Raw genomic sequence first — 26,483 nt, 5'->3', positions numbered from 1 at the left:
GATACGTTGCGTCTCGTCACGGCACGCCGAACGCCGAACGCCGCACACCGCACGCTGAAAGGGCGCCACCATGCCGCACATCGCCGTCGTCAGCATCCCCGCACACGGTCACGTCAACCCGAGCCTCGAGATCGTGCGCACCCTGGTGAATCGGGGCCATCGGGTCACGTACGCCAATGCCGCCTCGTTCGCCGAGGTCATCGAGGGCACCGGCGCGGAGCTCAAGCCCTACGCATCCACCCTGCCCACCACCGACGAGGCCTGGTCCGGTGACCCGATCGAGCAGTTGACGATCTTCCTGGACGACGCGATCGCGATGCTCCCGCAGCTCCGGGCGGCCTACGACGACGACCGTCCGGACGTCTTCCTCTACGACATCGCCGGCGCACCGGCCCGGCTGCTCGCCGAGGAGTGGAAGATCCCGGCGATCCAGCTCTCCCCCACGTTCGTCGCCTGGACGGGGTACGAGGAAGAGATGGCCCCCATGGTCGAGGCGATGCGGGCCGACCCGCGCGGTGCCGACTACTACCGCCGGTTCTCCGGGTGGCTGGTCGCGCACGGGTCCTCGACCACCGACAGCACGGCCTTCCAGGGCCGGCCCGCCCGCGGCCTGGCACTGATCCCGCAGGCCATCCAGCCGAACGCCGACCGTGTCGACCGGGACGTCTACGACTTCGTCGGCCCGATCTTCGGTGACCGCTCGCACCAGGGCACCTGGACCCGGCCGGCGGACGCGGAGAAGGTCCTGCTGGTCTCGCTCGGCTCGGCGTTCACCGACCACCCCGAGTTCTACCGCCGCTGCGTGGAGGCGTTCGGCTCGCTGCCCGGCTGGCACACCGTGCTCCAGATCGGCAAGCACGTCGACCGGGCGGTGCTCGGCGAGGTCCCGGACCGCATCGAGGTGCACAACTGGGTGCCGCAGCTGGCGATCCTGGACCAGGCCGACGCGTTCCTCACCCACGCCGGCATGGGCGGCACCAGCGAGGGACTCCGGGCCGGCACCCCGATGATCGCCGCGCCGCAGGCCGCCGACCAGTTCGCGAACGCGGAGCAACTGGTCGCGCTGGGCGTCGGCCGGGTGATCGACACGGCCACGATCACGGCCGCCGAGTTGCGCGGGACGCTGCTCGCGCTCATGTCCGGACCGGCGCCGGCCCGGAGCGAGGAGATCCGGGCAGAGGTACGGGCCAACGGTGGCGCCGACCGCGCGGCCGACCTGATCGAGGCCGAACTGGGGCGTTGAGCTGCTCAGACCCGTACCCGAGAAGGCAACCGCCGCCGGTCCGCGCCCCCTGGACCGGCGGCGGTTGCGTGCCGTCGCGCCAATAATCCAAGACTCACAATGCCGCGTGGCTTGCCATAGTGTGCGGCACACACTATCGTTGCTGGCATGACAATGGATGCGACGCTCTCCACTCATCTGCAGGAGTTGCGCCGCGGCACGGTCGTCGTCGCGAGTCTCACCGTCCTGCGCGAACCGGGGTACGGGTACTCGCTGCTCGAAACGCTGAGCGCGGCCGGTTTCGAGGTGGAGGCGAACACGCTCTACCCCCTGCTGCGGCGCCTGGAAGCACAGGGCCTGCTCACCAGTTCGTGGAACACCGACGAGGCCCGGCCGCGCAAGTTCTACCGCACCACCGAGCAGGGCGACGCCATCGCGGCCGCGCTGCGCGACGAGTGGACGCGGCTCGACAAAGCGGTCACCGACCTCGACACCCCCGCCGGCACCGTCTCAGGGAGCGACGCATGACCACCCTCATCGATCGATACGTCTACACCGTCCTGCGCCGCGTTCCCGAGCAGCAGCGCACCGACATCGACCGCGAGCTGCGCACCTCCATCGAGGACGCGGTGGAGGCCCGGGTCTCCGGCGGCGCACCGCCCGACACGGCGCTCCAGCAGACCCTGCTCGAACTGGGCGACCCCGACCGGCTCGCCGACGGGTACGCGGACCGCAAGCAGTACCTGATCGGCCCCGACCTGTTCCCGATCTGGCAGCGGCTGCTCACCATGCTGCTCACCGTGGTCCTGCCGATCGTCGTCGTGATCGCCGTGGTCATCCAGGTCCTCGACGACCCGGCCGTCGGCCCGATCATCGGCGCCGCGGTGAGCAGCGCGATCACGGTCGGCGCGCACCTCGCCTTCTGGGCCACCCTGGTCGTCGCCGTCCTGGAACGCACCGGCGTCACCCGGTCCGCGCTGCGCGGCGGGACGCGGCGGGAGTGGAGCCTCGACGACCTGCCGCGGTACGAACCCCGCGCGATCGCGCTCAGCGAACTGGTCGCCGGCGTGCTGTGGCCGGTGCTGCTGATCGCCGGACTGGTGCTGCAGCAGTTCACGTTCACCGACGTGCCGGTCCTCAACCCGGACAACTGGACGTTCTGGTGGCCGTACCTGATCGTGGTCCTCACGCTGGAAGCGCTCTACACGGTCTGGCTGTACCGCCGCGGCTCCTGGTCCCGCGCCGTCACCGCGGCCAACGCGGCCCTGGCCGTCCTCACCACCGTCCCGCTGGTCTGGCTGCTGGCCGAGGAGAAGTTCTTCAACCCGGCATGGGTGTCCACCCAGGACTGGGGCTCGACCGCGGACCCGCTGAGCTGGCTGACCGGCATCGTCCTGGTCACCGCGATCGTCGGCGCCCTCTACGACGTGATCGACGTCGCGGTCAAGACCGAACGCGCCCGCCGCGGCGTCCACACCCCGGTGCCGGGCACCGGCGCCGAATACACCAACCCGATCTGACGCCCCGGCCCTGCCCCTCCGGCCCTGACCCTGATGCGCCCGCCGCTGCCCGCGGCGGGCGCTTCGCCGTCCCCTTTGCCGGTCACCGGGCATTCCGGCCGGTCGCGTCCTCGGCCAGCACCTCGACCAGCGACGCCACCGAACGCCGGCTCCGCGGGCATTGTTTACCGGTCAGCACGTCGATCAGCGACGCCACGAAGGCCGGCTCCGCCGGCATTGTTGATCTGCTAGCGATGCGAAATCGCGGTTTCAGCCCCTTGATCACAGCGATTTCGCATCGCTAGCAGATCATCTCGCACAGGCATCGTCCGCACTGCTGCTCGCTACCAGGACAAAACGGCTGAAAGCTCGAATTCGCTCTTCGGCAAACCATGGGGACCCCGGGGCCGCCTACGCGCGCTCGCCCTGCGCGCCGCCCGGCCGGCGCCCACGCCCCGCCTGGTCAGCGTCGACATCAGCGCGGGCGGCCCGGACCGTCGACGCAGCCTCGCGGGCTGCCCGGACCGTCGACGCAGCGGCGTGGGCTGCCCGGACCGTCGACGCGGCCGCGCGGGCGCGGGCGGCTCGGACCGTCGACGCGACCTCGCGGATGCAGCCGGTGCGGGTCGGCGCGTGCGGGTCGCAGTGTTGCCGGTGGTCCGCGCAGGCCTGGGTCACGGCGGCGGCGAGGTCCGGGTCCGTTCTCGCCAGCTCGGTGGCCACGGCGGCGAAGCAGTCCGCGCGCAACCTTCGTACGGCCGGGCTCCGGTGGACCTCGGCGGCCCGGACGCGCAGTTCCTCGGTGACCAGCGTGGCCCATTCGTCGAGGGCAGCCGCTCCCGCACACGCGCGGGCCGCGGCGGTCAGCTTGACCGAGTGCTTCACGGTGCGCCGGGCCTGCGGGATCGTCCGGATCTGGGCCGTGGTGGCGTCCCGGGCGGCGTGCAGCCGTTTCGTGACGGCGCCGTTCGTTGCCGCCCAGCGTTCGGCGACGGCGTCGTGGATCGGCGGGCCGGTTCGCGGTGTCCTGCCGAGGTCGGCGAGGGCCCGTTCGACGAAGGCCACCGGTGACAACTCCAGCCAGGCGCGCAGGTGCTCGGGGAGTTGGCCGGCCGGGGTGACCTGCCGGTGCGCGGCCAGCCAGGCGTAGTGGTCACGGGCCGGCCGGTCGAGCGCGTCCCGCCGCAGCGCCCGCGCCCGCAGCACGTCGCGCAGCACGTCGTCGAACCGTTTGCCGGCGGCATGCCGCATCACGAACACCTCGAACGCGTCCGGCACATCTGCAGCACCGCCGGCCGCACCGAAGGCGGCACCAAGGGCCACGCCGGACGCCGCACCGAAGGCCGGATCGGACGCGGCACCGAAGGCCACACCGGACGCCGCACCGGACGCGGCAGTCAAGGCCGCGCCGGAGGAAAGCTCCGAACGAAATCGCTGCTCGGCGGCCCGGTGGTCGTCGGCCAGCCGGTCCCGCAGCAGCGTGCTGACGGGGCGTTCGCCCAGGAGCAGGCGGGCGACGGCGTACCCCTCGAACTCGACCACCGCGTAGCGCCGGGCCGCGACCGCGACCGCGCCCGCACTCCCCCGCCGCAGCGTCTCCTGCTGTTCGGCGGTGAGTGGTTCGCCCAGGGCCCGCCGATGGAGAAGGCGCCCGAGGCGGATCGGGTCACCGAGCGATTGATCCTCCCCCACGCAGCGACGATAGCCGATCTCGCTGGTGCGCCGGACAGGACCGGACGCGGGGGCGGTCATCCGTGGACGGACGTCTCGCCGTGCCAGGAGCGCCACAGCGCCGCGTACGACCCGCCGGCCCGGACCAGCTCGTCGTGCGTGCCCAGTTCGATGATGCGGCCGTCCGCCATCACGGCGACCCGGTCGGCGTCGTGGGCGGTCTGCAGGCGGTGCGCGATCGCGATGACCGTGCGTTCGTGCAGCACGGCGGCCAGGGCGCGTTCGGCGGTCCGGGCGGCGGTCGGGTCCAGCAGCGCGGTCGCCTCGTCCAGGATCACCGTGTGCGGGTCGGCGAGCAGCACCCGGGCCAGCGCCAGCTGCTGTGCCTGCGCGCCGTCCGGCGGGTGTTCGCCCAGGTCACGGTCGAGGTCGTCGGCCCAGTCGGCGCCGACCGCGGCCAGGGCGCGGCGCAGGGCCGCGTCCGGGGCGTCGACCATCAGGTTGTCCCGCAGCGACTCCCGGAAGACGTGGTGTTCCTGGGTGACCAGGACGACCTGGCGGCGGAGCTGGTCGGGGGCCAGGCCGGCGACCGGCACCCCGCCGACGGTCACCGAACCCGCGGTGGGCCGGTCCACCCCGGCGAGCAGCCGGCCCAGGGTGGACTTGCCGGCGCCGGAGAGACCGACCACGGCCAGCCGTTCGCCGGGCCGCACGGTCAGGTCGACGTCGTGCAGCACGTCGCGGCCCGGCTCGTACGCGTACCGCACCCCCCGCACCTCGATCCGGTCGTCCCGGGGCGGCACGGCGCCCGCGCCGGCCGGGGCGGCGGGGACCGTGCCGAGGCCTTCGACGCGGGCGAACGACGCGCTGCTGCTCTGCAACTGTTCGACCCAGATCAGGATGGTGTCCAGCGGGCCGACGAGTTGCCGCAGGTAGAGCACCGCGGCCGCGACGGTCCCGAGGCTGACCCGGCCGTCCATCCAGAACACACCGCCGAGCAGCAGGGCGAGGACGGCGGGGATCGCGTACGACGTCTCGACCAGCGGGAAGAAGATGTTGCGCAGGGCGAGTGTGGCCATCCGGGTGCGGTACGTCTCGGCGATCGCGGCGTGCCCGGCGGCCAGGCGGCGCTCGGCCAGCCCGTACGCCTCGACGGTCCGCGCGCCCGCCGTGGTGGCCGACAGTTCCTCGGCGAGCCGGGAGTTGGCGGCGCCCTCGGTGAGGTACGCGTCCCGGCCGACCCGCAGGTACCACCGCACGCAGAACCAGATGCCGGAGAGCCCGAGCACGCCGGCCAGCCCGAGCAGCGGGTGCAGCACGATCACCGCGGCCAGGAGGAACAGCACCTGGACGAAGGAGACGAACACTTTCGGCAGCACGTCGCGCAGCGCGGTGGCGACCGCGTCGACGTCGGTGCTGCCGCGGGCCACCAGGTCGCCCGCCGGCACCCGTTCGGCCACCGACGCCGGCAGGTCCAGGGCGCGGCGCAGGAACTGTTCGCGGATGCGTGCGGCGGTGCGCTCGCCGAACCGGTAGCCCACCGCGAGCGCCTGCCGGGTCAGCAGCGTCTGCACGAGCGCGCAGACCAGCACCGCGACGGCAAGCCCGTCCACCGAGCCGGGCCCACCGCCGGCGGCGACCGTGTCGATCACCCGGCCGAGCAGCCAGGGCGCGCCGAGGCCGGCCAGCGCCGCCAGGGAGCTCATCGTGACCATCAGGACGACGGCCCGCCGGTCGGCGGCGAGCAGCCGCAGCGCGGCCCGGCCGACCGCCCGATTGCCGGCAACCGGCAGCACCATGCTCATGCGCCCCTCCTCGGACCCGGCAAAACGCGACTCACTCGAATCGGACCCGGCAAAACGTGACTCACTCGAATCGGGCCCGGGAACACGTGGCTCCCTGGAATCGGGCCCGGGAACACGTGGCTCACTCGAAGATCCGGGTGACGAGCGCCCGGTACCCCGCCGACGAGGCCAGCAGCTCCTGATGGGTGCCGCTCGCCGCGACCCGCCCACCGGCCAGGTAGTGCACCAGGTCGGCGCGGTCGAGCAGCACCGGCGACGTGGTGGCGACACAGGTGCCGCGCCCGGCCCGCGCGGCGGCGAGCCGGGCGGCGACGGCCGCCTCGGTGTGCGCGTCGACCGCCGAGGTGGGTTCGACGGCGAGAAGCATCTCCGGGTCGGTGTGCACGGCCCGGGCCAGCCGGACCCGCTGCCGCTGCCCGCCGGAGAGGTTGCGCCCGTCCCGTTCGACGGGCCGGGTGAGGCTTGCGGCGACGTCGTGCGCGACCGCGACGTCGATGGCGGCGCGGATCCGGTCGTCGTCGGGTTCGTGCCGGCCGGCGACGACCTCGCGCAGCGGACCGGCGAACAGGTCGGCGTCGTTCTCGGCGACCAGGACCCGGGACCGGATCGCCGACCGGGCGATCCCGTCGAGGCGGCGGCCGCCCCAGGTGGCGTCGGTCGGTCCGTACCGGCCGAGCCGGTCCAGCACCGCGATCGCGTCGGCCGGGCGGTCCGCGGCGAGCGCGGTGAACCGGCCCGCCGGCACGGTCACGCCGGAGGCGGGGTCGTGCAGGTCGGCGGGTCCGGCCGGGGCGCCGGACCCCGCCTGGTCCGGCACGGGCAGCCGCAGGAACTCGGTGACGCGGCGCGCGGCGACCAGGCCGCGGGTGATGTCGAAACCACAGAAGATCAGGACGTTGACCGGGATGACGAGCATGGCCGTGTACCCGTACACCGCGATGAGATCACCCACGGTGAGCGATCCCTCGGCCGTGAGCCGCGCGGCCAGCCAGGTCACCACGCCGAGGAAGACCAGGGGCAGCCCGTCGCCGAGCGCGCCGACCCAGCTGGCCGGCCCGCCCACCCCGTAGCCGCGTTCCCGCACCAGCCCGGACTCCCGCCGGTACCGGTCGAAATGCGCGTCCTTGCCGCCGAGCCCGTTGAGGATCCGCAGGCCGCCGAGCACGTCGACGAGCCGTGCGGTGAGCTCGCCCTGCGCGTGCCGGTAACTGGCGCCGGCCCGCTGGGTGCGGCCGAGCAGCGGGCCGACGAGCAGCGCCAGCACCGGGACACCGACGAGCACCACCGCCGCGAGCATCGGCGAGGTGCGGAACAGCAGCGTCGCCACCACCCCGATCGCCAGGAGGGACGCCACCCCGACGCCGCCGACGTTCATCGCCCGGCCGATGGTCCACACGTCGGCGATGCCGATGGTGACGACCTCGCCGGCGGTGACCCGGCGCGGCAGGGCGGCGCCGAGGCGGGTGGCGTGCGTCATCACCAGGTCGGCGGTGAGCAGGGCGGCCTGGGTCCGCAGCTTGGTCATGCTGCGGTGCCGCATCATGCCGAGGGCGGCGGTGGCGACGCCGAGGGCCAGGACGGCCGCGGCCCAGGGCAGCAACGCGGTGAGGTCGCGCGGCGCGAGGCCGCGGTCGACGGCCTGGGCGATGAGGTACGGGGTGAACGCGAGACTGGCGAACCAGAGCGACCCGAAGAACGCGCCCAGGGCGACCCAGCCCCGGCACTGCCGCACCAGCCACCACAGGTAACGTCCCGGTCCCCGCACATCCACGGCATTGATGCTGCTACATGACCCCGGGGGCTTGTCATCCGGTTTTGTGTGGGTCGCGTCCCACTCTGGGTAGGGTTCCGGCATGACTTCTGCAATCGATCTGCACGGCGACGCGCATGTGGCGCGCTACCTGGAGACCAACGGCGAGGACGGTTACGTCTGGCGCAACGGCACCGAGATCCTGATCCTGTTCACCAAGGGCCGCAAGACCGGTGAGGAACGCTCCCACGCGCTGATCTTCCGGGAGCACAACGGCGCCTACCTGGTGGTGGCGTCGAAGGGCGGCACCGACGCGCCGCCGGCCTGGTTCGTCAACCTCCAGGCCGACCCGGCCGTCGAGGTCCAGATCAAGGGTGACCGGTTCCGGGCCACCGCGCGGGTGGCGACGCCGGCGGAGAAGCCGGAGATGTGGGCGAAGATGGCCGAGGTGTGGCCGGACTACGACGAGTACCAGAAGAAGACCTCCCGGGAGATCCCGGTGGTCGTCCTGGAACGCGCCTGACCGGCACGGTCACCCCTCAGGCCGGACCGGCGAGTTCACGGGAGCGCACCGCGGCGGCACCGGCCCGCGCACCGGCGGTGAGGCACTCGGCGAGTGCCGCACCGCCCAGGTGCGCGGCGAGGAAGCCGGCGAAGAACGCGTCGCCGGCGCCGTTGGTGTCGACCACCTCGTCGACCGGCTGCGCCGGCACGTGCACCGGGTCGTCGCCGCGGGCCAGCGCCATCGCGCCCTGCGCCCCGAAGGTGCAGACCACCAGGCGGGCACCGGCCTCGATCTGGTCGCGCATGAAGACCACCGGGTCGGGCAGCCGGTCGGCGCTCACGAAGATCACGTCGGCGGTCTCGGCGAACTCCCGGTGGAACTCGCTCACGCCGTCGTAGTCGTGCAGGTCCGTCCAGATCTCCTTGCCGGCGGCCCGGGCCGCGCGCAGCACCGTGCGGCTCTGCTCGGCCAGGTCGGCGACGACCACGGCGGCGTCGTCCAGCGGCGGCACGGTGATCGGCCCGGCGGGCTGCGGCCGGACCAGGTGGATGGAGAGCCGGTCGCCGTGCGCGTCCATCAGGTTGGTGTGCCGCTCGGAGCCGTTCGTGCTCGGCGTCACGACCACGTCGATCCCGGCGGCCGCCAGCACGGCGAGGATCTGCCGCCCCGGCTCGTCGTCGCCCACCACTGTCGTCAGGGTCGCCGGCACCCCCAGCCGGGCCAGGTTGAGCGCCTTGCCGGCCGAGGTGCCGCCGACGGTCTCGTGATGCCACCGGGCCACCAGGGTGTGCGGTTCGGCGGGCGGCAGCTCCGCGACGTGGATCAGGTGGTTCCAGGCGACCGGGCCGGCGATCAGGACACGCTGCATCTCAGAGAGCGTACGGTGACCGGAACAGCACCTGCGGGTCGGCCGCCGCCCGGATCCAGCGCAGCCGGGAGAAGTTCGCGCCGTAATAGCGTGGCAGCACCGCCGGGCTCGGCTCCAGGTAGTTGACGTACCGGCCGGCCGACCACTGGCTCATCGCGCGGTGACCGGCCTCGATCCAGTCGTAACCGGCCCGGACCTCGGCCGCGTCGGTGGTGCCGGGCAGCACCAGCCACTGGAGCATGCTGTGCGCGCCCCGCCACGGGAACGCCGTGGCCTCCGGCGCCACCCGGCCGACCGCACCGGTCAGCCGTTTGAACTTGGCGATGCCCGGCCGCCCCTGCCGGGACCGCCGTTCGACGGCCTCCAGCAGCACCGCGATCCCGGCGTCCGGCACGGCCTGCCGGAAGATCTCGCTGCCGGCGAGTTCGGTCGCCCGGGTCGCCTCACCGGCCCGGTCCCGGATCACGTCCAGGTGGGGGCGCTGGTCGAGCGTCGCACCGGCGGGTTCCCGCCCGACGGCACGGGTGATCTCCGCGGCCTCGGCGTCCGCCGCGCCCTCCAGGACCACCCCCGAGACGCGTACGCTCAACCGCCCCCGCAGGTCCGACATGAACTGGCAGGACGACCACGTCTCGTCCGGCGCCGTGTCCAGTCGCGCCTGCCAGCCGGCGGCCACCCGCGCCGCGTCGGTCCACGGCCAGGTAAGCACGAACGTGCCGACCCGGCCGGCCCGGTAGGTGCCCATCCGCCAGCCGGTGACGACCCCGAACTGCCCGCCGCCGCCACCGCGCAGCGCCCAGAACAGGTCGCGGTCCCGCCCCGGTTCCACGGTCCGGTGTGTCCCGTCGGCGGTCACGATCTCCGCGGCGAGAACCATGTCGCAGGTCAGCCCGTACGCCGAGGCCGCCATGCCGATCCCGCCGCCCATGGTGATCCCGCTGATCCCGACCGACCCGCACGATCCCGACGGGATGGATCGGCCGGCCGCACCGAGCCGGCGGTAGACGTCGATCAGCCGCGCTCCCCCGCCGATCGTGGCGGTGCGGCTGCCCCAGTCGTAGCTGACCTCCCCGAGCCGGCGCAGGTCGAGCACGATGCCGGTGGAGCCGGTGGAGGCACCCACGTACGAGTGCCCGCCGCCCTTGGTCACCACCGGCACCCGCGAGCGGCCCGCGAACCGGATCACCTCGGCCACATCGCCGTCGTGTGCGCACCCGACCACCGCGGGTGGCCGCACCCCGTCGAACCGCGGGTCCCGCACCCGCCGGGCCACCTCGTAGCCGTCGGTTCCGGGTAGTTCCACCGTCCCGTCGAGCGAGGCGGCGAGCGCCTTCCAATCCGGGGCGGGCCGGGACGCCGATGGCCGGATGGCGGCGCCGGTGAGGGCGGCGGCACCGGCACCGAGGACAGCGCGGCGGGACAACGACATCATCATATCGTGGCATAACGGACTAAACGCTCACATGTTCCGGGCTGAGGCGTTATCCAACCGAGGCGCTTGCTATGCAACTCGTTGCATAGCATCATGACCGGCATGGCCTTGGAGCACGCGATCCTCGTCTCCCTGCTGGAGCAGCCCGGCTCGGGCTACGAGCTGGCCCGCCGCTTCGAGCGGTCGATCGGCCGGTTCTGGACCGCCACCCACCAGCAGATCTACCGCGTCCTCAAGCGGATGGAGACCGGTGGCTGGGTGCTGGCCGAGGAGATCGGCCAGGACGGGCGACCCGACAAGCGGGCCTACTCGGTGACCGCCGCCGGCCGGGACGCCCTCACCGGCTGGTTGCGCGAGCCGGTGCAGCCGGAGGCGGTCCGGCACGAGCTGGCCGTGAAGATCCGGGGTGCCGCGTTCGACGACGACGCCGGCCGGAAACGGCTGATCGCCGAGGTCGAGCGGTACCGGGCCGACCACGTGGCGACGCTGGACCGCTACCTGATCAGCGAGAACCGCGACTTCCCCGACCGGACCGACCCCGGGCAGCGGCTCCAGCACGTGGTGCTGCGCGGCGGCATCGCCTACGAGCGGATGCTGCTCGACTGGCTGGACGACGTCCTCGGCACCCTGCGCGATCTGTGAACCCCTTCAGAGAGGACCGAACAGTGCTGTTCAACCCGCACACCTACGACCCGGCTCACTTCGACCCGGAGACCCGGCGCCTGCTGCGCGCCACGGTCGACTTCTTCGAGGAACGCGGGAAGAAGGCGCTGCTCGACACGTACATCGACCGGGAGTGGTACGCCGACTTCCTCGAGTTCGCCGCGAAGGAGGGGCTGTTCGCGACGTTCCTGACGCCGGCGGCCGACGGTGCCGGGAACCCGGCGAAACGGTGGGACACCGCCCGCAACGTGGCCCTCAGCGAGATCCTCGGGTTCTACGGCCTCAACTACTGGTACACGTGGCAGGTCACCGTCCTGGGCCTGGGCCCGGTGTGGCAGAGCGGCAACGCGCAGGCCCGCGCGCACGCCGCCCAGCTGCTCGACGACGGGCACGTGATGGCGTTCGGGCTCTCCGAGCGCGGCCACGGCGCCGACATCTACGCCACCGACATGGTGCTCACGCCCGCCGAGGACGGTGGTTTCCGGGCGAACGGCGGCAAGTACTACATCGGCAACGGCAACGTCGCGGGCCTGGTCTCGGTCTTCGGCCGCCGTGCCGACATCGACGGCCCCGAGGGGTACGTGTTCTTCGCCGCCGACAGCCGCCACCCGCGGTATCACCTGGTCAAGAACGTGGTGAACTCGCAGATGTACGTCAGCGAGTTCCGCCTCGAGGACTACCCGGTGCGCGAGCAGGACGTGCTGCACACCGGCCGGGCCGCGTTCGACGCCGCCCTGAACACGGTGAACGTCGGCAAGTTCAACCTGTGCACGGCCGCGATCGGGATCTGCGAGCACGCCACCTACGAGGCGGTCACGCACGCGCACCGCCGGGTCCTCTACGGCAAGCCGGTCACCGCCTTCCCGCACGTGCGGCGGGAGCTGACGGACGCGTACGCCCGGCTCGTCGCGATGAAGCTCTTCGCCGACCGGGCCGTGGACTACTTCCGGTCAGCCGGGCCCGACGACCGCCGCTACCTGCTCTTCAACCCGATGACCAAGATGAAGGTCACCACCGAGGGCGAGAAGGTCATCGACCTGCTCTGGGATGTGATCGCGGCAAAGGGCTTCGAGGCGGACACCTACTTCGACAAGGCCGCCAAGGACATCCGGGGCCTGCCGAAACTGGAGGGCACGGTCCACGTGAACCTCGCGCTGATCCTCAAGTTCATGCCGAACTACCTGCTCCAGCCGGCCGGGTACGCGCCGGTGCCGACCCGGCACGACGCGGCCGACGACGAGTTCCTGTTCCGGCAGGGCCCGGCGCGGGGTCTCGGGCAGATCCGCTTCCACGACTGGCGGGCCGCTTACGACGCGCACGCGCACCTGCCCGATGTGGCCCGGTTCCGGCAGCAGGCCGACGGCCTCTGCGACCTGCTGCGCGAGCACGCGCCGGACGAGTCGCAGCAGGGCGACCTGGACTTCCTGCTCGCGCTGGGGCAGCTGTTCGCGCTCGTCGTCTACGGCCAGCTGATCCTGGAGCAGGCCGAGCTCACCGGTCTGGACACCGACGTCCTGGACGAGATCTTCGCGATCCTGGTGCGGGACTTCTCCGGGTACGCCACGGAGCTGCACGGCAAGTCGGCGACCACCCCCGGGCAGGCCGCGTGGGCGCTGTCCCAGGTGCTGCGGCCGGTGATCGACGAGGACCGGACCGGACGGGTGTGGGAGCAGGTCGTGGGCCTGGTCGGCGCGTACGAGATGCGTCCCTGATCACGTCGATGCCCGCTGCGCCGGAAATGGCAGCGGGCATCGGCGGTCACTGGCCGTCGGGGGCGCTCGTCAGGTCCATCAGCTGCTGGGTGACGTGGTTGGTGAGCGCTTCCTGGTAACCCTGCGCCAGCTGGGCGAGCCGGTCGATCTCGTCGAGCAGGGCGGCGCGCTTCTCGGCGATGCCGTCCATCGCCTCGGCGTGGTTGCGCCGGGCGTCACTCTCGATCGTGCTCGCCTTGAGCTGGGCGTCGCTCATCAGCTGCTCGGCCTTGTTCTGCGCGCCGGTGATCACCGTCTCGGACTCGCGCTGCGCGTCGCGCATGTGCTCGTCGGCGGTGCGCTGGGCCATCATCAGCACCCGCGAGTTGCGGTCGTCGTCACCGGCCGGGACGAGCGCCTGGCTCTGGCTGGACGCCTCGGCGCGGGCCCGCTCCAGCTGGGACTGCATGCTGCGCGCGTTCTGCTCGGCGCGGGCACGCGCCTCCTGCAGCCGCTCCAGCTGGGCGGCCAGCTCGGCGAACTCGTTGTTGAGCACCATCGTGGAGGCCGCGCTCGGGGAGCCACCGCCGCCGCGCTGAGCCTGGTCACGAAGTGCGCCGTTCTCCTCCAGGAGACGGATGAGCTCCTGCTCCACCTCGTCCAGGAAGGCGTCGACCTCCTCCTCGTCGTAGCCCCGCTTGCCGATCGGGGGCTTCTTGAAGGCGACGTTGTGAATATCAGCTGGAGTGAGCGGCATCGTGCTCCCTGGCTCCTGTCGGTTGCGGTCGTGCGGCCCGAAATAGTACGCAACGACCCTGTGCCCGTGCCGTGGGCATGATCACGTGGTGCCGGCGGTGGCGCGATCGAGCGTACGCGCCGGGGACCAGTGTTGGCTCCCCGTGCACGCTCAGTGCACATTCACCGCCAGAAGACCGCGACCGCGGCGTTCACCACGGTCAGCGTGATGATGCCGATGAAATGTCCACGGTTGACCTCGTCACGCTTACGCGGGACGAACACCATGATGAAGATCATCGCCGCGACGAGCAACTTGACGCCCAGCTTGATCGGGTCGGGCTCGGCGTCGCCGCCGCCCCGCAGCGGCGCCGCCAGCGCCAGGCCGCTGACCAACTGGATGATCGCGCCCCACAGCACTGGCTTGCTGATCCGGATCCGATCGCTGAGCAGCTGCGCGACGCCGCCGCCGAGCAGCAGCGCGAATCCGACCAGGTGAACGAAAAGGAGAATCAACCGGAGTGCTTCCACGGCCGCCAAGCTTGCCAGGAGGCCTCCCGGCGGATCACCCCGGGTCCCCGCGCCGGGTAGCGTCAGGGCTGATCATCAACGGTGGGAGAACGGCAATGACGAGGTACGTCGCCATCGGCGACAGCTTCACCGAGGGGCTGGGCGACACGCTGCCGGACGGCAGCGAGCGGGGCTGGGCCGACCTGGTGGCGGCGGGGATCGCCGCCGGTGAGGGCACACCGATCGAGTACGCGAACCTGGCGATCCGTGGCCGGCTCCTGGAGCCGATCGTCACCGAGCAGCTGGAGGCGGCGCTGTCCCTGTCGCCGCCACCCACGCTGCTCTCCCTCAACGGCGGCGGCAACGACATGATGCGGCCGGGCGGTGACCTGAAGCGGCTGGTGGGCCTGACCGAGCAGGCGGTGCACAAGTGCCTGGACGCGGGCATCCGGGTGCTGCTGCTCAGCGGCGCCGACCCGTCCGGGCATCTGCCGCTCGGGCACCGGATGCGTCCCAAGGGTGAGGCGCTGACCGCGGCGGTGGCGGACTTCGCCGCGCGGCACGACCTGACGTTCGTGGACATGTTCCACGACGCCGAGATCCAGAAGCGGCACTACTGGTCGACGGACCGGCTGCACCTCAACGCGAACGGGCACCGCCGGGTCGCCAGCGTGGTGCTCGACGCACTCGGCTACCCGACCGAGGCGCACGTGGTCGCGCCACCGACCGACGGGCGGCGCAGCCTGGCGACCGAGGCGCGGTACTACCGGGAGCACGTGCTGCCCTGGATCAACCGGCGGCTGCGCGGGCGGTCGTCGGGCGACAACCGGACCGGCAAGTACGTGAGCTGGACACCGATCCCCGCGTGACCCGGCCGTTTCCCGCGTGACCCGGCCGTTTCCCGCGTGACCCGGCCGTTTCCCGCGTGACCCGGCCGGGCGGGCGGGTTCCGGCCGGGCGGGCGGGCGGGTTCCGGCCTGGCGGGCGGGCGGGTTCCGGCCGGGCGGGCGGGTTCCGGTCAGCGGAGCGGCAGCACCCGGGCGATCTTGACGGTCGTGCCGCCGCTGCCGCCGGCCGGGTAGGCGGCGCTGCCGTCCGCGTACGCCTTGAAAGCCTGGTAGGCGTGATCCTTCGCGCCGATCGTCAGCCGGGCGCCGACCGCCTTGCCGGTGCCGGAGTCGTAGGCCTGCGCCGCCATCGACGAGCCGGACTGCCAGGCCAGCAGCATGCGCCCGGTGCCGTAGCCGACGAGGTGCGGATGCGCCGCCGAGACGCCGGTCGCCACGGTGCGGTTCGACCTGCCGGTGGTGAAACGCTCCAGGTTGACCTTGCCGCCCTGGCTCCAGGCCACCCACCGCCCGGTGCCCGCGAGCACCACGTCGCCGGCGAAGAGCGAGCCGTCACAGGTCCCGGTGGCGATCGTGCGGTACGGGTTCGGTTGCGCGATCCGGCACTGGTTGTCGGTGGCGCAGACCGCGACGAAGCGCTTCGCCCGCGGGTCCCAGACGATCCGTGACGTCCAGGCGTGGCTGCACCCCACCTCGGCCGCGTCGGCGTGCCCGCCGAGCAGCTTGCCGTTCGCGCTCACCACCTGGAGCCGGTCACCCTGGTGCACGTCGACGCAGGCGCCGTTCCGGACCGTGATGGCGACACAGAAGTAGGCGGCCCAGTTCTTGCCGTCGGTCGCGAGCCGGCCGTGGTGCTGGTACCACCAGACGAACCGGGCACCGTCGTCGTAGCCCTGCCGGCCGCCGGTCAGGTTGGTGACCTGCCTTTCCCAGACCAGTTCGCCGTCGTTGTCGAACCGGACCATGTGCATGGTGTTGCACGGGCTCGACTCCCCGCCGCACAGCGGGCCGTCGCCGCAGGTGCCCTTGCGGGTCAGCAGCAGCACCCCGCCGGTCGCATCGGCCGCCACGTCCTGCAGGTCGATGCCGGTGAACGCGGCGGGCGTGCCGGTCAGCCGGTCGTCGCAGCCCAGCCGGCCGAGGTAGATCTTGCCGTTGGTGCTCGTCCAGGCCAGCCAGGACGTGCCGTCGGGCCGGGCGGCGATCGCCATCGGAAGCTTTTCGGTGTCGCCCTCGGATCCGTATCCGACAACCGCTTTCGGCAGTTTCACCGCGGTGACCCGAGCCTTCGGCGAACTGTTCGCCGGCCGGGCACAGCCACCTTTCGCCGCGGCTGCCGCACCGGCGCCGGCACTCGCCGACGGGCTGCCGCTCGCCGAGCCGGAAGCACCGGCCGGAGTACCGGCCGAAGCACCACCCGCAGCCCGTGCGGCGGCACTGCCGGAAGCGCTGGTGGAAGCGGTGGTGCCCGGCCCGGCCGTGGCGTTCACGGCGACCGGATCGGTCCGGCCCGCCGCCTGCGGCCCTGCGGTCGAGCACGCTCCCAACGCCAGCAGGGCGATCGCTCCCGCGACCAGACGACGGCCACGACCGTACGCTCGCATGTGTTCTTCCTCGGCTTTTATCTTCTGTTCAGGGCGACTTGAAACGCACTTAAGAAATCGCCGGAAATGCGCGACGGCGCAGACCTTACCTATTCTTCAGAGCAAAAGAAATGGCCGGTTCACCGGTCGCCGGCCGGCCGGAGAACCGCCCAGACCATCTTGCCGCCGTCGATCGGCATGGCGCCCCAGGCCGCGGCGAGGTCGTGCACCAGGTTCAGGCCGCGGCCACCCTCGGTCAGCTGCGGCAGCGCGCGGCGCGGCGCCCGGCCGGTCGGCCTCGGCATGGTCCGGCTGCCGTCGGCGACCGCCACGTGCAGGCCCCGCCCGCGTCGCGCGACGAGCAGGCGGGACTCCGACCCGACGTGCTCGACCACGTTGGAGACCAGCTCGGAGACGAGCAGCCGGGCCGGCTCCACCAGGCCCGGCAGATCCCAGGCGGCGCAGGCGCCGGCGACCAGCCGGCGGGCCTCACCCGGCGATCGTGGGTCGGCGGCCAGGGTGGCCGTGACACGGTCGGTGAGCGACCGGCCGGTGCCGAGCGCCTCCCGGGCCTGACCCAGCGAGGAGCAGATCGGCAGGCTGCGGTTGAGGCGTGCCAGCCGGCCACCCAGTCCCGGTCCGGCCGGCGCGCAGACGGCGACCCGCACCGGCGGTTCCATGGCGGCTCCGGTGCGGTACGCGTGCAGCCAGGTCGGCACGCTGCGCGCCGCGTCGTCCTCGAGGCCGGACAGGTCCAGGACCAGGCCGGCCGGATGCTCGGCGAAGCACTTGCGCAGCGTGCGGGCGGTCCGTTGCCAGGTCTCACCGGTCCAGGGCCCGCGGACGACGACCACGGTGAGCTGGGCGTCGAACTCGCTGCGCACGGTCACCGGCGCCGGCTCGGCGTCGAAGAGGAACGGGGATCGGACGCCCATGAAACGATCCTAAATAGTCGCCGGTCCGGGCGCATTCCCACGGAAGTGGGGAACTTGACAGTTGACAAGGGCCTGGATCGGCCCGTAGGGGACAACCCGTCCGCCGGGAGATCGATCGGCGGCCTGTCTCCGGGATTGTCCCGGATCCGCCGCCGCTGCCCGACCGGCGACGATGGTCGGGTCTCGTAACCTGGCCCCGGGAGGCCGTTCATGAGATCCAACCGTCCTGTTCTCGCCGCCGCGGCGGCCGCGCTGCTGCTGGTCACGGCGGCATGCGCCGGCACGACCGGCGACGAGCCCGCCGCCGCGCCGGTCGCCTCCGCCGCCGGCCCGCAGACCGGCGACAGTGCCGGGCCGCAGACCGGCGACAGCGCCGGGCCGCACGCCGGCCACAGTGCCGGATCGGCGCCCCCGCCGGCACCGCTGCGCGCCGGGGAGCGATTCGTCGACGTCGGGCTGGCCGAGGCTTACACGCCCGCCGCACCGAGCGGCGGCACCGACGAGTACCGGTGTTTCCTGGTGGACCCGGGCCTGACCGAGACCGCCTACCTGACCGGCAGCCGGTTCCTGCCGCAGAACGCGACGATCGTGCACCACGCGATCTTCTACCGGGTCGACCCGGGGCAGGCGCAGGAGGCCGCGCGGGTGGACGCCGCAGCCGACGGCGAGGGCTGGACCTGCTTCGGTGACGCCGGCGTGCAGGGTGAGACCGCGTGGGTGGCGCACTGGGCACCGGGCGCCGGCGAGACCCTGATGCCGGACGGGTTCGGTTTCGCGATGCCGCCCGGCAGCAAGCTGATCATGCAGGTGCACTACAACCTGCTGAACACCACCGGCAGCGACCGGTCCGGCATGCGGATGCGGCTGGCCGCGGCGGACGCCGGCCTGAAGCCGCTGGAGACCGCGCTCGCGATGGCGCCGATCGAGTTGCCCTGCGAGCCCGGCGGGAGCGGGCCGCTCTGCGACCGGGAGGCCGCCGTCGCCGACGTGGCGAAACGGTTCGGCCCCGGGTCCGGGCAGCTCGTCGAGCGGCTCAACGAGTGGTGCAACGGCGGCGCGGCACCGCGGGCCGGCAACACCCAGCACTGCGACCAGCCGATCGGCGAGGCAGGCACGATCCACATGGCGGCGGGGCACATGCACCTGCTCGGCCGGTCGATCCGGATCGAGCTGAATCCGGGCACGCCGCGGGCACGGACGGTCCTGGACGTCCCCGCCTACGACTTCGACAACCAGGCGCTCGTACCCCTGGAGAAGCCCCTCCCGGTCGCCGAGGGCGACGTGGTCCGGGTGACCTGCACCCATGACGCGGGGCTGCGCAAGCGGCTGCCGCAGCTCGCGACGCTGCCCTCGCGCTACGTGGTGTGGGGTGAGGGAACCAGCGACGAGATGTGTCTCGGCATCCTGGTGGTGGCGCCGAGTTAGACAACACCGTCCGGCTGGGTAACAGGGGGTCATGACCGAGTACGGCATCCACGCCTCGCACGAGCAGATCCCGCCCGGTGACCTCCTCCGGGCGGTGATCGCCGCCGAACGCGCCGGCTTCCAGGCCGCGATGTGTTCCGACCACTTCTCGCCGTGGAGTGCCCGGCAGGGCCAGTCAGGCTTCGCCTGGTCCTGGCTCGGCGCCGCACTCCAGGCGACCAACCTGTCGTTCGGCGTGGTGAACGCACCCGGTCAGCGCTACCACCCGGCGATCATCGCGCAGGCGATCGGCACCCTCGGCTCGATGTTCCCGGGCCGGTTCTGGGCCGCGCTGGGCAGTGGTGAGTTCAGCAACGAGCACATCACGGGCGAGGCCTGGCCGCGCAAGGAGGTCCGCAACGCCCGGCTGCGCGAGAGCGTGGACGTGATGCGCGACCTGCTGCGCGGCGAGGTGGTCTCCCGGGACGGCCTGGTCACCGTCGACCGGGCCCGGGTCTGGACCCGCCCGGAGACGCCGCCTCCGCTGATCGGCGCGGCGGTGAGCGTGGCGACCGCGCGGTGGTGCGCCGAGTGGGCGGACGGACTGGTGACGGTCAACGCCCCCGAGGAGCGGCTGCGCGAGGTGATCGCCGCGTACCGGGATGCCGGCGGCCGCGGGCCGATCAACCTCCAGGTGCACCTGAGCTGGGCGCCGACCGAGGCGGCGGCCGAGTCGATCGCCCACGAGCAGTGGCGCAGCAACATCTTCCCGCCGCCGGTCTGCTGGGACCTGGCCACCGCCGAGGAGTTCGACGTGGTCTCCGAGAAGGTGACGATCGAGCAGGTCCGCGAGGTCGTCAACGTCTCCGCCGACCTGGAGAAGCACGTCGAGCTGCTGCGGGGCTACGCCGACCTGGGGTTCGACCGGATCTACCTGCACCACGTCGGGCAGGACCTGGGCCCGTTCATCGAGACGTTCGGGGCCAAGGTGCTGCCGCGGCTCCGGTGATCCGGGGCCTGGTGCTGCTGCGGCTCCGGTGATCCCGGGCCCGATGCTGCTGCGGCTCCCCCTGCTTGAAGACGACCGAAAGCGACGATGCGTGCACGCTGTGTCCCTGAAACGGTTGACCGCGACATCGATCACCGTTAAACAACTGGGGTGAACCCGTTCGAGAAAGTGGAGCTGGGCGGCACCGGCGTCGCGGTCACCCGGCTCGGCATGGGCCTGGCCCCGATCGGCGGCCTCTACGCCCCGGTCGGTGACGAGACGGCGGCGGCGGCGATCGACGCGGCCTGGAACGCGGGGGTGCGGTTCTTCGACACCGCGCCGTTCTACGGCGCCGGCCTCTCCGAACTCAGGGCCGGCGCCGCCCTGCGCGGGCGCGACGGGTTCACGCTCTCCACCAAGGTGGGCCGGCGCCTGGTGCCCGGCGTCGCGGCCGAGCCAGGCGTCTGGGCCGAACCCACCGGCCGGGTGCCCGTCTTCGACTTCTCCGCCGCGGGCGTCCACGCCGCCTACCGCGACAGCCTGGAACGGCTGGGCCGGATCGACGTCCTGCACCTGCACGATCCGGACGACCACTTCACCGAGGCGATGGGGCACGCCCTGCCCGCCCTGGCCGGCCTGCGCAAGGACGGCGCGATCCGGGCGGTCTCGGCCGGCATGAACCAGTCCGCGATGCTCACCGACCTGGTCCGTACCGGCCTTCTCGACTGCGTCCTGCTGGCCGGGCGCTACACGCTGCTCGACCAGTCCGCCCTCGCCGACCTGCTGCCCGAGTGCGAGCGCCGCGGCGTCTCGGTGATCGTCGGCGGCGTCTACAACTCCGGTGTCCTGGCCGACCCGGTGCGGGCGGCGACCTTCGACTACCGGCCCGCCGCACCCACGGTGGTGGCCCGGGCACAGGCGATGGCCCGGCTCTGCGAACGGCACGGCGTGCCGCTGCGCGCGGCGGCCGTGCAGTTCCCGCTCGGGCATCCGGCGGTGGTGTCGGTGCTGGTGGGGATGCGTTCACCGGAGGAGGCCGCGGACGCGGCGGCGATGGCGGCGGTGCCGATCCCCGGGGCGCTCTGGCGTGACCTGGCCGACGCCTGGCTGCTGGACCGTGCGACCCCTGTCCCTGCGTACCCCCGCTGATGCCTATGTCCCGCCAACCCCGCTGATCCCCATGTCCCGCTCATGTCCCGCTCATTTCCCGCGAATCCCAGCTGATCCTCATGTCCCGCTCATTTCCCGCGAATCCCAGCTGATCCTCATGTCCCGCTCATTTCCCGCGAATCCCCGCTGATCCCGATGGACGGAGCTGCTGTGCGATACCTCCGTGTCGGCCCGCCCGGCCACGAACGCCCGGTGCTCTACGCCGGCGGCGAACTGTTCGACCTCTCCCCCGTCACCCCCGACATCGACGCCGAGTTCCTGGCCGACGGCGGCTTCCGTGGCGACCCCGCGCAACTGCCGCCGGCCGGCGTCGACAGCAGCCGGATCGGCGCGCCCGTCGCCCGGCCCGGCGCGGTGATCTGCATCGGCCAGAACTACGCCGCGCACGCCGCCGAGTCCGGCGCGGAGCCGCCGGCCGAGCCGATCCTGTTCCACAAGGCGCCGAACACCGTGATCGGCCCGGAGGACGACGTGCTGGTGCCGCCCGGCGCGACCCGGACCGACTGGGAGGTGGAGCTGGGCGTGGTGATCGGCCGGACCGCCCGCTACCTGGAGTCTCCCGGGCAGGCGGCCGCGCACATCGCCGGTTTCGTGCTCTCCGACGACATCTCCGAGCGGGACTACCAGTTCACCCGCTCCGGCGGCCAGTGGTCCAAGGGCAAGTCGTGCGAGACGTTCAACCCGCTCGGCCCGTGGCTCGTCACCCCGGACGAGCTGACCTTCCCGCTGCGCCTGCGCTCCTGGGTGAACGGCGAGCCGCGGCAGGACTCCAGCACCGCCGACATGATCTTCGACGTCGGGTACCTGATCTGGCACCTCTCCCAGTTCACCGTGCTGGAGCCGGGCGACCTGATCAACACGGGCACGCCGGCGGGGGTGGCGCTCTCCGGCCGGTTCCCCTACCTGAAGGCCGGCGACGTCGTGGAGATGGAGATCGACGGGCTCGGCCGGCAGCGCAGCGTGCTGAAGGGCTGACCGTCCCCGGCAGCATCGATCATGCTCGCGTACGGTGCTCCTGTGCTACGGATCGGTTTGCTGTCCGCGCGCTGGACGACCCGGCGCTGGTTCGCCTCGGTGCTGCTCACGATGGTCGCGCTGATCCTCGTCGGCACGGTCGTCGGCGCCCAGGCGCTGAACCGGACCAGTTCCGTCTCCAACCGGCTCGCCGACCGGATCTCGCCGGCCCGGACCGCCGTCGTCCAGTTCGACGTGGCCCTGCGTGATCAGGAGTCGGGCGTCCGCGGCTACCTGCTCAGTGGTGACCCGGAGTTCCTCGACACCTACCGGCAGGGCGTCGCCGCCGAGCAGGCGGCCGGTGCGCAGCTGCGCACCCTGCTCGCCGGGGAGCAGCCGATCCTCGCCGAACTCGGCGAGGTCGAGGGGCTGGCCGCCGGCTGGCGGGACACGGTCGCCGACCCGCTGGTGGAGCGCGGGACCGGCACGGCCGAGCTGGACCCGGCCGGCACGGCCGAGCTGGACCGGGCCGCCTTCGACGCGGTCGGTGCCCGGCTGGACGCGCTGGATCAGCGTCTGGTCACGGCTCGCGACGACGCCCGTACCGCGCTCAGCGAGTCCCGCAGCGTCCGCGACGGAATCTTCCTGGGCCTGATCGCCCTGCTGCTCCTGCTGGTCGCCGGGACGGCGGTGCTGGTGCGGGTGGCGGTGCTCGGGCCTCTGACCCGGATCGGTCACGGGGTGCGGCAGGTCGCCGGCGGGGACTTCGAGCACCGGCTCACCCCGCAGGGACCGGCCGACGTGGCGCAGCTGGGCCGCGACGTCGAGGCGATGCGGCACCGGCTGGTGGACGCGCTGAACACCAGCGAACAGGTCCAGGCCGAGCTGCGGCGGTCCAACGCCGACCTGGAACAGTTCGCCTACGTCGCCTCGCACGACCTCCAGGAGCCGCTGCGCAAGGTGGCGTCCTTCTGCCAGATGTTGCAGCGGCGGTACGCGGGCGAGCTGGACGACCGCGCGCAGAAGTACATCGAGTTCGCCGTGGACGGCGCGACCCGGATGCAGCGGCTGATCAACGACCTGCTGACGTTCTCCCGGATCGGCCGGGTCTACGACAGCGCGCAGGAGGTCGACCTGAACCGGGTGCTCGACCAGGTGGAACAGAGCCTGGCGATGACGATCGAGGAGAGCGACGCCCGGATCGTCCGGCCGGAACTGCCCGCCGTCACCGGCGACACCACACTGCTGACCATGCTGTGGCAAAACCTGATCAACAACGCGATCAAGTTCCGCCGGCCGGGCGTGGCGCCCCTCATCGAGATCACCGCTGACGAGGCGGACGGGGTCTGGACGTTCGCGGTGCAGGACAACGGGATCGGCATCGAGCCCGAGTTCGCCGACAAGATCTTCGTGATCTTCCAGCGGCTGCACCCCCGGGAGAGCTACAGCGGTACGGGTATCGGCCTGGCCCTGTGCAAGAAGGTGGTCGAGCACCACGGCGGCGCCATCGAGCTGGACACGTCCCGCACCGATGGCGCCCGCCTGGTCTTCACGCTGCCCGCGGTGAAGTGATCAATAGGCTTCCACCCGGACCACCGCGCCGGGCTCGGCGACCGGGATCAGGTTGCCGGGCACGGTCTCGCCGTCCACCACGAGGCGGGTCGGCCGGCCGGAACCCCGCACCGAGATGACGTAGGTGGCGCCGCGGAACCTGCGGGTCACCTCGAAACCGGTCCAGTCGCCGGGCAGCACCGGGTCGACCCGCAGCCCCTCGAAGTCCGGCCGGACGCCGAGGATCCACTGCGTGATCGCCACGTAGTTCCACGCGGCGGTGCCGGAGAGCCAGGAGTTCTTCGCCTCGCCGTGTGTCGGCGCGTCCTTGCCGGCGATCATCTGCGCGTAGACGTACGGCTCACAGCGGTGCACCTCGCTGATCACCTCGCGCGCCGACGGGTTGAGCCGGCGGTAGTAGTCGTACGCCCGATCGCCGTTGCCGGTCATCGCCTCGGCGATCATGATCCACGGGTTGGTGTGACAGAAGATGCCGGCGTTCTCCTTGTAGCCGGGCGGGTACGAGGAGATCTCCCCGAGCTCGATCCGGTACCCCGAGTACGCCGGCTGCTGCAGCACGATGCCGTGCGGGGTGGCCAGCCGCTCCGCCACGCTGTCCAGCGCCTTGACGGCCAGGCCGTCGTCGAGACCGACACCGCCCAGCACGCAGATCCCCTGCGGTTCGATGAAGATCTGACCCTCGTCGTTCTCCCCGGAGCCGATCACGTTGCCGTGGAAGTCGTACGCCCGGCGGAACCAGGCGCCGTCCCAGCCGTGCTCGGCGACGGTGCCGGCCATCTTCTCCGCGGCGGCCCGGTACACCACCTGCTCGCCGTCCCGGCCGACCAGCGCCACGATGCCGGCGAGTTCCTTGGCGGCGAGCACGAACAACCCGGCGATGAAAACCGACTCGGCGACACCGCCGTGCGCGTTCTCGGTGGTCTGGAACGGCTCGCCCGGTGTGTCGGAGAAACAGTTCAGGTTGAGGCAGTCGTTCCAGTCGGCGCGGCCGATCAGCGGCAGGCCGTGCGGCCCCAGCCGGTCCAGGGTGTACCGCAACGAGCGGCGCAGGTGCTCGAGGAGCGGCACCTCGCTGCCGGGCGCGTTGTCGAACGGCACCGGCTCGTCGAGCAGCGACAGGTCGCCGGTCTCCTTGAGGTACGCGCCGACGCCGAGGATCAGCCAGAGCGGGTCGTCGTTGAATCCCTCGCCGATGTCGTTGTTGCCGCGCTTGGTGAGCGGCTGGTACTGGTGGTACGCCCCGCCGGTCTCCTTCTGGGTCGAGGCGATGTCCAGGATCCGCTGCCGGGCGCGCTCCGGGACCATGTGCACGAAACCGAGCAGGTCCTGGTTGGAGTCGCGGAAACCCATGCCCCGGCCGATGCCTGACTCGTAGAGCGAGGCGGACCGGCTCATGTTGAAAGTGACAAGGCACTGGTACGCGTTCCAGATGTTCACCATCCGGTCGGTGTCGGCGTCCGAGGTCCGCACCTGCAGCACCCCGAGCAGCGAGTCCCAGTAGGCGCGCAGATCCGTCAGGCCCCGCTCGACGGTCTCCGGCCGCAGCCACCGCTCGATCACCGGCCGGACCGACGTCTTGTTGAGCGTCTGCGAGCCCGGCGGGTCGAACTTGGCGTCCCGCGGGTTCTCCGCGTACCCCAGCACGAAGTTGACCTCACGGGTTTCGCCCGGGCTCAGCGACAGCCGCACGTGGTGACTGCCGATCGGCTGCCAGCCGTGCGCCACCGAGTCGCCGGAGGCACCGCGTTCCACCGCGAGCGGGCGGTCCCAGCCCCGGTACGGCCCGAGGAACGCGTCCCGTGACGTGTCGAACCCGGTCACCGGCTCCGAGCAGGCGAAGTACGCGAAGTGGTCGCGGCGTTCCCGGTACTCGGTCTTGTGGTAGATCACGCCACCGTCCACCTCGACCTGACCGATCGAGTAGTTGCGCTGGTAGTTCGTGGCGTCGTCCTGCGCGTCCCAGAGACAGAACTCGATCGAGGAGAAGAGCGAGACCTCCGCGGGCGTGTCCCGGGTGTTGGTGACCCGGACCCGCCACACCTCCAGGGTCTCGCCTAGCGGCGCGAAGTAGAGGGTCTCGGCCGCGATGCCCCCCCGGGACGAGGCGATCTTCGTGTACGACAGGCCGTGGCGGCACTCGTACCCGTCGAGCTCCCGTTCCGGCGTGGGCTGCCAGGTGGGCGACCAGTAGTCGCCGGTCTCGTCGTCGCGGACGTAGACATAGCGGCCGCCGACGTCCAGGGGTGCGTTGTTGTAGCGGTACCGGGTGAGCCGGCGCAGCCGGGCGTCACGATAGAACGAATACCCGCCGCCGGTGTTCGAGATGATGCCGAAGTACGCGTCCGTGCCGAGATAGTTGATCCACGGCAGCGGGGTGTCCGGCCGGTCGATCACGTATTCGCGCTGATCGTCATCGAAGTGCCCGTATCGCAACAGGTCCTCCCGCGGAGTCTGTGGGACGCTTTGGGAGCGCTCCCAGTCGCCGCATTTTACCGCGCCGTAACCGCTCCCGAACGAAATCTGTCGATGTTATTGCCGGGCGGTCCACGGCCTCCGCGCTCGCCGGCGCCGCGACAACCTGCTCAACCACAAGCCCCGGCCGCGCTCTGGCGGCAGCTCCGGCCGCGCTCTGGCGGCAGCTCCGGCCGCCAGCCCTCACCACCCTCCCCCCACCGACC

23 protein-coding genes are annotated in these 26,483 nt (G+C 72.0%); 12 read left to right on the top strand and 11 right to left on the bottom strand.

Features of this window, described 5'->3' with window-relative positions; all coding sequences use genetic code 11:
* Window positions 1-70 precede the first annotated feature (70 nt).
* The 3 genes from LPA41_RS40345 (at window position 71) to LPA41_RS40335 (ending at window position 2,742) form a co-directional block, all read left to right on the top strand.
* Complete coding sequence (locus LPA41_RS40345) at window positions 71-1,243, top strand: macrolide family glycosyltransferase (protein WP_229076779.1); 1,173 nt, start codon at window positions 71-73, stop codon at window positions 1,241-1,243.
* A 147-nt stretch (window positions 1,244-1,390) separates the two neighbouring features.
* Window positions 1,391-1,750, top strand: a complete 360-nt coding sequence (locus tag LPA41_RS40340; RefSeq protein ID WP_229076778.1) for a PadR family transcriptional regulator — start codon at window positions 1,391-1,393, stop codon at window positions 1,748-1,750.
* Entirely contained in the window at window positions 1,747-2,742 is a 996-nt protein-coding gene (locus tag LPA41_RS40335) for a permease prefix domain 1-containing protein (RefSeq protein WP_229076777.1), read from the top strand. Before LPA41_RS40340 ends, LPA41_RS40335 begins: the two co-directional genes overlap by 4 nt.
* Before the next feature lie 82 nt (window positions 2,743-2,824).
* Here the strand turns inward: LPA41_RS40335 and LPA41_RS42335 are convergent, their stop codons facing one another.
* The 4 genes from LPA41_RS42335 to LPA41_RS40320 all read right to left on the bottom strand — a co-directional run bounded on the left by LPA41_RS42335 (window position 2,825) and on the right by LPA41_RS40320 (window position 7,968).
* Window positions 2,825-2,959, bottom strand: a complete 135-nt coding sequence (locus tag LPA41_RS42335) for a hypothetical protein (RefSeq protein WP_255691781.1) — start codon at window positions 2,957-2,959, stop codon at window positions 2,825-2,827.
* Window positions 2,960-3,132: 173 nt separating this feature from the next.
* Window positions 3,133-4,413 carry a hypothetical protein gene (locus LPA41_RS40330; protein ID WP_229076776.1) on the bottom strand — a complete coding sequence of 427 codons (1,281 nt, stop codon included), beginning with the start codon at window positions 4,411-4,413 and terminating at the stop codon, window positions 3,133-3,135.
* Window positions 4,414-4,469: 56 nt separating this feature from the next.
* Entirely contained in the window at window positions 4,470-6,197 is a 1,728-nt protein-coding gene (locus LPA41_RS40325; protein WP_229076775.1) for an ABC transporter ATP-binding protein, read from the bottom strand.
* A 121-nt stretch (window positions 6,198-6,318) separates the two neighbouring features.
* A complete protein-coding gene (locus tag LPA41_RS40320; protein WP_229076774.1) occupies window positions 6,319-7,968 on the bottom strand; it encodes an ABC transporter ATP-binding protein in 1,650 nt (549 codons plus the stop codon).
* A gap of 82 nt (window positions 7,969-8,050) precedes the next feature.
* Here LPA41_RS40320 and LPA41_RS40315 point away from each other — a divergent pair, with 82 nt between their 5' ends.
* A complete protein-coding gene (locus LPA41_RS40315; protein WP_229076773.1) occupies window positions 8,051-8,470 on the top strand; it encodes a nitroreductase family deazaflavin-dependent oxidoreductase in 420 nt (139 codons plus the stop codon).
* A gap of 16 nt (window positions 8,471-8,486) precedes the next feature.
* Here the strand turns inward: LPA41_RS40315 and LPA41_RS40310 are convergent, their stop codons facing one another.
* Entirely contained in the window at window positions 8,487-9,320 is an 834-nt protein-coding gene (locus tag LPA41_RS40310) for a carbohydrate kinase family protein (RefSeq protein ID WP_229076772.1), read from the bottom strand.
* 1 nt (window position 9,321) lies between these two features.
* Complete coding sequence (locus LPA41_RS40305) at window positions 9,322-10,743, bottom strand: FAD-binding oxidoreductase (RefSeq protein ID WP_229076771.1); 1,422 nt, start codon at window positions 10,741-10,743, stop codon at window positions 9,322-9,324.
* Window positions 10,744-10,854: 111 nt separating this feature from the next.
* On the opposite strand from LPA41_RS40305, the gene LPA41_RS40300 reads away from it, so the two are divergent.
* Window positions 10,855-11,394, top strand: coding sequence for a PadR family transcriptional regulator (locus tag LPA41_RS40300; RefSeq protein ID WP_229076770.1), 540 nt, complete (start codon window positions 10,855-10,857; stop codon window positions 11,392-11,394).
* Entirely contained in the window at window positions 11,391-13,127 is a 1,737-nt protein-coding gene (locus LPA41_RS40295) for an acyl-CoA dehydrogenase family protein (RefSeq protein WP_229076769.1), read from the top strand. The genes LPA41_RS40300 and LPA41_RS40295 overlap by 4 nt, the downstream gene beginning before the upstream one ends.
* Before the next feature lie 46 nt (window positions 13,128-13,173).
* Here LPA41_RS40295 and LPA41_RS40290 read toward each other — a convergent pair whose 3' ends face one another.
* Entirely contained in the window at window positions 13,174-13,863 is a 690-nt protein-coding gene (locus LPA41_RS40290) for a DivIVA domain-containing protein (RefSeq protein ID WP_229076768.1), read from the bottom strand.
* A 161-nt stretch (window positions 13,864-14,024) separates the two neighbouring features.
* Window positions 14,025-14,372, bottom strand: coding sequence for a hypothetical protein (locus LPA41_RS40285; RefSeq protein WP_229076767.1), 348 nt, complete (start codon window positions 14,370-14,372; stop codon window positions 14,025-14,027).
* Between the two features lie 95 nt (window positions 14,373-14,467).
* On the opposite strand from LPA41_RS40285, the gene LPA41_RS40280 reads away from it, so the two are divergent.
* Complete coding sequence (locus LPA41_RS40280; protein ID WP_229076766.1) at window positions 14,468-15,220, top strand: SGNH/GDSL hydrolase family protein; 753 nt, start codon at window positions 14,468-14,470, stop codon at window positions 15,218-15,220.
* Between the two features lie 149 nt (window positions 15,221-15,369).
* On the opposite strand, the gene LPA41_RS40275 is transcribed toward LPA41_RS40280, so the two are convergent.
* Window positions 15,370-16,803, bottom strand: a complete 1,434-nt coding sequence (locus tag LPA41_RS40275; protein WP_229076765.1) for a hypothetical protein — start codon at window positions 16,801-16,803, stop codon at window positions 15,370-15,372.
* Between the two features lie 119 nt (window positions 16,804-16,922).
* On the bottom strand, window positions 16,923-17,717 hold the full coding sequence (locus tag LPA41_RS40270; RefSeq protein ID WP_229076764.1) for an ATP-binding protein: 795 nt from the start codon (window positions 17,715-17,717) through the stop codon (window positions 16,923-16,925).
* 210 nt (window positions 17,718-17,927) lie between these two features.
* Here LPA41_RS40270 and LPA41_RS40265 point away from each other — a divergent pair, with 210 nt between their 5' ends.
* From LPA41_RS40265 to LPA41_RS40245, 5 genes are all read left to right on the top strand, one after another.
* Window positions 17,928-19,142 (top strand): monooxygenase, encoded by a 1,215-nt coding sequence (locus LPA41_RS40265; protein ID WP_229076763.1) that lies wholly within the window; start codon window positions 17,928-17,930, stop codon window positions 19,140-19,142.
* Window positions 19,143-19,173: 31 nt separating this feature from the next.
* Window positions 19,174-20,130: a TIGR03885 family FMN-dependent LLM class oxidoreductase gene (locus LPA41_RS40260; protein WP_229076762.1), complete on the top strand. Its 957-nt coding sequence runs from the start codon at window positions 19,174-19,176 to the stop codon at window positions 20,128-20,130.
* A 150-nt stretch (window positions 20,131-20,280) separates the two neighbouring features.
* The gene (locus LPA41_RS40255; protein ID WP_229076761.1) at window positions 20,281-21,258 is read left to right on the top strand and encodes an aldo/keto reductase; all 978 of its coding nucleotides are present in this window, start codon (window positions 20,281-20,283) and stop codon (window positions 21,256-21,258) included.
* 171 nt (window positions 21,259-21,429) lie between these two features.
* A complete protein-coding gene (locus LPA41_RS40250) occupies window positions 21,430-22,254 on the top strand; it encodes a fumarylacetoacetate hydrolase family protein (protein ID WP_229076760.1) in 825 nt (274 codons plus the stop codon).
* A gap of 42 nt (window positions 22,255-22,296) precedes the next feature.
* Window positions 22,297-23,805, top strand: coding sequence for an ATP-binding protein (locus LPA41_RS40245; RefSeq protein ID WP_229076759.1), 1,509 nt, complete (start codon window positions 22,297-22,299; stop codon window positions 23,803-23,805).
* On the opposite strand, the gene LPA41_RS40240 is transcribed toward LPA41_RS40245, so the two are convergent.
* On the bottom strand, window positions 23,806-26,238 hold the full coding sequence (locus tag LPA41_RS40240; RefSeq protein WP_229076758.1) for a GH36-type glycosyl hydrolase domain-containing protein: 2,433 nt from the start codon (window positions 26,236-26,238) through the stop codon (window positions 23,806-23,808). It abuts the gene before it with no gap.
* Window positions 26,239-26,483: the final 245 nt, after the last annotated feature.

Origin of the sequence: Actinoplanes sp. DH11 (assembly GCF_020873875.1) — a bacterium.
Lineage (GTDB): Bacteria > Actinomycetota > Actinomycetes > Mycobacteriales > Micromonosporaceae > Actinoplanes.
The sequence above is the reverse complement of the archived record's forward strand: the minus strand, read 5'-3'. Positions and strand labels throughout refer to the sequence as shown.